This is a genomic window from Arthrobacter sp. Dra40 (assembly GCF_059091905.1).
Genome location: NZ_JBNHHB010000285.1, coordinates 1 through 5,587, shown reverse-complemented (window position 1 = coordinate 5,587; position 5,587 = coordinate 1). Strand labels below are relative to the sequence as shown.

At 67.5% G+C, this 5,587-nt stretch carries 5 protein-coding genes; all 5 read right to left on the bottom strand.

Annotated elements, in window-relative coordinates; translation table 11 throughout:
* Positions 1-43: 43 nt before the first annotated feature.
* Positions 44-1,486 carry an NAD(P)/FAD-dependent oxidoreductase gene (locus AC5RWT_RS34005; protein ID WP_494084071.1) on the bottom strand — a complete coding sequence of 481 codons (1,443 nt, stop codon included), beginning with the start codon at positions 1,484-1,486 and terminating at the stop codon, positions 44-46.
* A 75-nt stretch (positions 1,487-1,561) separates the two neighbouring features.
* Positions 1,562-2,989 carry a S8 family serine peptidase gene (locus tag AC5RWT_RS34000; RefSeq protein ID WP_494084070.1) on the bottom strand — a complete coding sequence of 476 codons (1,428 nt, stop codon included), beginning with the start codon at positions 2,987-2,989 and terminating at the stop codon, positions 1,562-1,564.
* 49 nt (positions 2,990-3,038) lie between these two features.
* A complete protein-coding gene (locus AC5RWT_RS33995) occupies positions 3,039-3,989 on the bottom strand; it encodes a Ppx/GppA phosphatase family protein (protein ID WP_494084069.1) in 951 nt (316 codons plus the stop codon).
* A complete protein-coding gene (locus AC5RWT_RS33990; protein WP_494084068.1) occupies positions 3,989-4,729 on the bottom strand; it encodes a DUF501 domain-containing protein in 741 nt (246 codons plus the stop codon). The genes AC5RWT_RS33995 and AC5RWT_RS33990 overlap by 1 nt, the downstream gene beginning before the upstream one ends.
* Before the next feature lie 70 nt (positions 4,730-4,799).
* Positions 4,800-5,573 (bottom strand): FtsB family cell division protein, encoded by a 774-nt coding sequence (locus tag AC5RWT_RS33985; RefSeq protein WP_494084067.1) that lies wholly within the window; start codon positions 5,571-5,573, stop codon positions 4,800-4,802.
* Positions 5,574-5,587: the final 14 nt, after the last annotated feature.

Genomic DNA, 5,587 nt, shown 5'->3' with positions numbered 1-5,587 from the left:
CGGGTACCGTCGATGCGGTACCCGGGCCTGCCGCGTCGTGTGCCTAGCGGCCGGAGGACGCGAGCTCTTTCTCAGACCCGGAGCCCTTGGCTGCAGGCGTCGGCGCGTCCGCGGACTGCGGGCGCGGCTTGGGGGCTGCTGCCTCACGGAACTGCCGGTACGGCGTCTGCAGGTCGGCAAGGCGGGTGGTGTCGCGGCCCAGGAAGATGGTCCAGAACCAATTCGAGATCACCCGGATCTTGCGCTCCACCGTCGGCATGGCCAGACCGTGGTAGCCACGGTGGGCCATCCAGGCCGGCCAGCCCTTGAGCTTGATGCCCATGATTTTGGCAACGCCCTTGTTGAGGCCGAAACCGGCGACTGCGCCCAGGTTCTTGTGCTTGTACTCCGTGACGTTGCCTACGCCCCACCGAGTCGCGTAGATATTCTTGGCGAGTCGTTTGGCCTGGCGAATGGCGTGCTGGGCATTGGGGACACAGAAGCCACCCACGCCGCCGCCGGTCAGGTCCGGCACCGCCGCCACGTCACCGGCCGTCCACGCTCCATCGATCGGACCGTTCTCGTCGATGATCTGGAGGGTGGCGCTGGCCTTAATCCGGCCGCGCTCGTCCTGCGGGAAGCCGAAGCTGCGTGCCACCGGGTTCGCCTGCACACCGGCGGTCCACAGCAGCGTGTCGGCTTCGAAGGTCGCGGCGGGCGACTTGTCCGGCATGTTGATCAGTTCCAGCACGCCGCCCTCTGCCTTGGCCAACGAGGTATTGAGCATGACCTCGATGCCGCGCGAGCGCATATGCTCCACAACCCACTTGGCCTGGTCTTCGGTCACCTCGGGCATGATCCGGCCCATCGCTTCAACGAGCACGAAACGCAGGTCTTCCTGGCGCAGCCGCCCGTTCTTCTTGACGGCTGAGCGGGCCAGATCCTCGATTTCAGTCATGGCCTCAATGCCGGCGAACCCTCCGCCGACACCGACGAAAGTCAGCGCGCGCGTCCGCTCCCGTCCCTCCGGAAGCATGGAGGCGGTTTCGATCCGCTCCAGCACCTTGTTGCGCAGCTCCACGGCTTCTTCAATGGTCTTCAGGCCGATACCGGCCTCAGCGAGGCCAGGGATCGGGAACGTGCGGGTGACGGCACCGGCAGCAACGACGACGTCGCGGTATTCAAGCTCGAAGGCCTCCCCTACCGCGGGGGCGATCACAGCCTTTTTGGCTGCATGGTCGATCGAGGTGACCTTGCCGGTGATGAGTTCGGTGTCCTGCAGATGCTGCCGGTGGTTGACCACTGCATGGCGGGCTTCGATGCTGCCGGAGGCCACCTCGGGCAGGAACGGCTGGTAGGTCATGTAGGGCAGCGGATCCACCAAGGTCACGATGCCGCCGTGCCCCTTGACCTTCTTCTGGAGCTTCAACGCAACATACAGACCGACGTAGCCGCCGCCGACAACGAGGACGCGCGGACGATCAGACAGAGCAGGAGTGAGTGCCATGCCCCCAGTGTAGCTTCTTTTGTGAAAGTTTTCACGAAGTGCCCGGGGACCTGAGGACGGGCGTCTGGAACTGGGTCAGCGCTTAGCCGGTTTGCGGATCTCTTCCCGGATCGGTGGGATGAAGGCAGTGTCTTCATCGGGCGGGGAAGTGCTGAGCTGCGCTGCCTTGCGTGTCCGAATGGTTTGGACAGCCCCCATCACCAGGACGCCGGCGATCAGCGCACCGAAAGAGAAGACGAGGATGGCCGGCAGCACGGAGTTTTCGATGCGCGGCGGAACCGCCACGGGCGTGGTGGGTTCCGGGATCTCGGGGACCTCGGCCTTGGACTGCACCGGAGCCTGTGATTCCGGCGAAGCAACTTTCCCGCGGCGGTGCACGGTGATCCACTGCGCAATGGAGCCCAGCGGGTTGGCGGCCACATCCGGCACTTCGGCGTTCATTGCGGCCTTGGCGTCGAGCACGCCGTAGCCATAGATCGGATCATGTCCCGGAACGCCGGCATCCTTGGCCGTGCTGATGATGCGGTTGATGACCTGGGCCGCGCTCATGTTGGGGTACTTGGCGCGGATGAGCGCGGCCACGCCGGAAACCAGCGGCGTGGCCCCCGAGGTGCCGGACCAGTCGGCGTAGAGGCCGCCCGGCAGTCCGCCGACGAGGTTTTCCGCCGGGGCCGCTACGCCAATGACAATGCTCTGGGCAGAGGCCTCCTGGCTCGCCTCGCCGTCGCGGTTGAGCCCCGCGACTGTCAGCACACCGGGAATGGTGGCCGGGGCGCCCGACTGTTCGGTGCCTCCGGCGCGGTTGCCGGCCGCTGCGACGACTACGACGTCGTGCTGTTCGGCGTACAGGAACGCAGCGTCCCAGCTTTCCGGCCAGGAGGTGCTGGAGCTGGTCAGCGACATGTTGATGACCTGGGCGCCATTGTCCACGGCCCAGCGGACCGCTGCAGGGATTTGTTCGTCAACACCGATGCCCGCCGGGTTCGGTGTTCCGAGCCAGGTTGAGGCCGTCAGGATCTGCGCCTTCGGCGCCACCCCGATGACGCCATCCGTGCCTGCGCCGATCCCCTTGTCCTTGGGCTCGGATTTCTTATCGTTCTTTTTCTTGTCGCCCTTTTTAGGTTTTTCCGGTGCATGCCCGCGCCCGGCCAGCAAGGTTGCGACCAACGTGCCGTGCTCGGGGGTCTGCCCGATGCCGCGCTGGCCATCGGGATCCCCCGCTCCGGAGACATCGGTGCCGCCCGCCACTGCCCCCTTGAGGTCCGGGTGGGTTCCGTCAACGCCGCTGTCGATGACTGCTACTTTCACGCCTTCGCCCTGCGACTGCTCCCAGGCTGCCCGGATCCCGTAGGAGTCCAGCCAGTATTCCTTGCCGCGGGTGTCCTCTGCCTGCGCCGGGCCGGCAAACACCAGGGCTGCGAGCACCGCCATCGCCGAACCCAGCGAGACGGCCTTGGCCGCAGCCGTGCGTCTGGCCGGCCGTTCACTGACGCGCTGGCGCATGGGGGTCCCTTCGGTTGGCAAAACTGTCTGATTCCCTGGGCCGGGAAGGTCAGCGCGGCAGCCGGGTGGCCGCGCTGAGGGCAATTCCATCAAGGATATCGTGTTCGCTGGCTGTCGCCCCGTCCACGCGGCCGCCGGTCAGTGCGGCCAGCCGCCGGGAAACAGTCCGCCAAATGAGTGCACCGGCGCCGATGACATCCACCCGGCCTGGATGCATGTAGGGCAATGCGGCCCGCTGTTGCCTGGTCATCTCCAGCAGTGAAGTACAGGCCGCATCCAGCCGTGCCCCGTCGAGCTTCGCTCCGTGAATGGCGTCCGGGCGGTATTCAGCCAGCTGCAAAGCGTGCGCGGTGACAGTGGTGACCGAGCCGGCCACCCCCACCAACCGATCCACCTCCGCCAGCGGCACATCGTCAAGTACGCGTGCCAGATGCTCTTCTGCGTCTGTCACAGCGGCGGCAACCTCGGCGGCCGTTGGCGGATCGGAGCGCAGGTGCCGCTCGGTGAAGCGGACGCAGCCCATGTCGGTGCTGAGCGAGGCGAGCACTCCGTCGGAGTTGCCCAGTACGAATTCCGTGCTGCCGCCGCCCAGGTCCACCACCAGGATTTTCTCCCCCGGCTCCGGCGCCAAGACGCTGGCAGCCCCGGTGAACGACAACGCAGCTTCCTCGCGGCCGCTGATGACTTCGGGTTCTACACCGAGGCGCTCACGGATGCCGTCAACGAAGACACGGCGGTTGGCGGCGTCGCGCGTGGCAGAGGTGGCAACAAACCTCAGGGTTTCGGCCCCCAGCCGGCTCAGCTGCCCGGCATACTCCTCCGCCGCCGCGAACGTGCGTTCCAGGGCTTCCGGCGCCAGGGTTCCGGTGGCGTCGACGCCCTGCCCCAGCCGCACCACTTTCATCTCGCGGACCACGTCGGTGAGCCTGCCGTCCCGGACATCGGCAACCAGCAGGCGGATCGAGTTGGTTCCGCAGTCAATGGCTCCCACGCGACCCACTACGACGCACCCCCGCCGGCGCGGCCCGCCGGGCGGCCGCCGTCCCCGTCGCCGTCGCCGTCCCCGTCGGCCGGGGCATCATCGCCGCCGTCGCCCGAACCATCGCTGCCACCGGCACGCCTGGCCCTCTTCGCGGCCAACTCTTCGGCTGGCAGCCCCTGCGTGCGGGTATGGCGGCTCAGGTCCCGGACCGGAGCTCTGCCTTCAACGTCCCAGGCACCGGCACAGTAGCAGCGGTCCGCGGTCCACCATTCAGCGATACGCTCAAGCGCTTCGTCTCCCAACGGGTTCACTCCCGGTCCGGCGGCCAGGGAATGACCAACCAGGACGTGCAGGCACTTGACCCGGGTGGGCATTCCGCCCGCGGAGACGCCGGCGATTTCGGGCACCTCCCCAATACCGGCCCTGCGCCCCACTTCGTCACGGGCAGCCAGGTATTCCTCATGGGCGCGCCGGTACGCCGCGGCCAGTTCGGGGTCGCCCGCGAGCCGCTCAGTCATTTCCGTCATCAGCCCTGCCGCTTCGAGCCGGGATACTGCGGACGTGATGACCGGGTGGGTGAGGTAATACGTGGTGGGGAACGGGATTCCGTTCCCCAGCCGCGGCGCCGTCGTGGCGACCAGCGGGTTCCCGCAGACGCACCGGGCACCGATTTCCACGACATCGCGCACGGGCCGGCCGAGCTGGCGGCTCAAGGTATCAAGATCGTCGGGGGTGGGGGTTCGCTGAGCGTCGTTCATGGCTCAGTCCTTTCCCGGCTGCGGCCTGTGTGGCAGCGCGCCGTATGATGTGGCGGCCTTCGCCGGGGTCTCAGTCTGTTGCGGGCCGGTCTGTTGCCGCGCGGGTCACCGAATTCCACAGGGCGTCGACCCACGGCAAGTCCTCGGGCGCGGTTGCGGAGGCGTGTTCGTCGGACTCACTGAGTCCTTCCGCACCGGTGACCATGTACCGCTTCTCACCCGGCATTACATAGAATATGCGATCCCGGGCCTGCTGTTTGATGTAGGCGGGGTCGTCCCAGCGGGCCAGTTCTTTGGTCAAGCGTTCATTGGATTCTTTCTTCGCGGCAATGTCCGCCTGCAGCGCGGAAAGTTCGGCTTGCTGCTCGATGAACACCCGCACCGAAGGGGCCAGCAGCACAGTGATGGAGACCAGCACCAAGGCCAGCGCCAGCAGACGCCCGGAGAATGCTTTGGCCGGTACCGGGACGGCGTCGGCCTGCGTCTCCCTGGCGGGTTGCCGGGGCTTGCCGGCCGCCGACGGCGAGGAGGGCTGCGTGATTGCCTCTGACAGCTGCCGGCGTTCGGCCGCGCGCGCTTCCGATGGCGTGGGCTTGGGCTTCGCCGGTGGCTTCGGCTTCCGGTGGGCGGCTGCGTCCGGCACACGGTGGGAGTGGCCGTCCGGCCCGGAGTTGGCTCCGGACGCCGGGCCGGATGGCACCCGGCCGAAATCGGCGCGGATCACCTTACCGGTCTCAGGTTCCCGGCCGGTGCTGTCCTGGCCGTCGCCGATACCGCCGCCCGCCGCAGGCCCGTTGCCGGACGGGCGGCCGGCCCGCGGCATGTTGGGGCGTCGGGTGGACATACAGGCTCCTCACC